This is a genomic window from Streptomyces swartbergensis, assembly GCF_002148965.1.
GTDB lineage: Bacteria > Actinomycetota > Actinomycetes > Streptomycetales > Streptomycetaceae > Streptomyces > Streptomyces swartbergensis.
In genome coordinates this window covers 1-1,210 of record NZ_NGFN01000720.1, presented here as the reverse complement: position 1 = coordinate 1,210, position 1,210 = coordinate 1, and the positions used below count along the sequence as shown (strand labels likewise).

Here is a 1,210-nt window from a genome sequence, read left to right as displayed (position 1 = left end):
GGACCGGGCCGTCCGCACACAACACCGCGTCGGCCAGCTCGAACAGAGCGTCCGCACGTCTGGTCAGGCAGGAGTAGAACTCACCCCGGAAGCGTGACAGTTCCGCGAACGGATCCTGTCGGACAGCGTGATGCAGCAGACTCATCCCCACGGCCTTCGTGCTGAGCGTGTGTGTTCCTTGGTCGGAGCACATGCTCAGCCGAAGGCCGCCTGCAGGTACGGCAGTTACCAGACCGGGTGATCAAGTACGAGAAGCCGTTCGACGTCCGAGGTTAAAGATCAAGTTAGGCCGTGTCCGCAAAGTGGGTTGGTGCGTTGGTCTGTTCGTGGTGCGTCGTCATGACCTGACAATCCGGCCTTAGTCGCCGAGGGTGATCAGCGGTAGGGGTAGCCTTTGGCCGCGTATCCGAGTTGGCGTTTATCCTCGGCGGGCCTGGTGTTCTCTGATCGACTCGGCGCGTTTGACAGTCTTGCCGACATCGTGGCGCTTGGCCCGGTGCTTGTTCTTCGAGCCGGGAGGCCGTCCCGGGCCCGGCTTGGACGGTTTCGGTGCGACCGCCGGACGGGCCGCCGTCGCGCGGACGTTGCGAAACCCCCGACGGACGCGCGCGGGAGCGAGGCGGGGCTCGGCGGGCCGTTCCCAGGGGCGGCGCAGGTCCTCGACGAGGGGGCGGGCGAGGCGGAGTTGCGTGTGGGCGGCGATGATGAGCCAGGTCCACAGATCGGCGCCGTCGGCGTGGCGGACCTTCGGGGAGGTCCAGCCGAGAGTCTGCTTCATCAGCCTGAAGGTGTACTCAAGATCGAGTCTGCGGAGGAGCGACTGCCACCAACGGTCCACGTCCACCGGCGTCGCGGCGGTGGCTGAGGACCACAGCCAGACCGGTTTCGGGTCACGGTCGCCCGGCAGGCGCTCGACCTGCAGCCGCACCAACGTGCCGTGCAGGACGGGCAGTTCCTCCTTCGCGTGGTGCAGCCATGGGCCGCGGTGGTGAGTCTGGGGTGCATCCGGTCCAGACCATCGCCTCGGCCTTGCCGCAGCGGGTGGTGTCCGTTGCGGTGATGACGTCGGGCTCGTGCCAGCTGTCGGGCTTGGCGAAGGTGAGGACGTCACCGTGCCGACGGGGCCGCCCGCCCTTCGGGCCGGAACGCGCGGGGCCTGCGTCGCAGAGCATGACCCGGTCCGAGCGGCCACCCCACACCCACCCCACAC

Annotated in this window: 2 pseudogenes; both read right to left on the bottom strand. The window is 67.9% G+C overall.

Annotated elements, in window-relative coordinates:
* A pseudogene (locus tag CA983_RS49065) lies at nt 1-145 on the bottom strand (NF041680 family putative transposase); the annotation flags it as partial.
* A gap of 273 nt (nt 146-418) precedes the next feature.
* Nucleotides 419-1,210, bottom strand: a pseudogene (locus CA983_RS48730) (NF041680 family putative transposase); the annotation flags it as partial.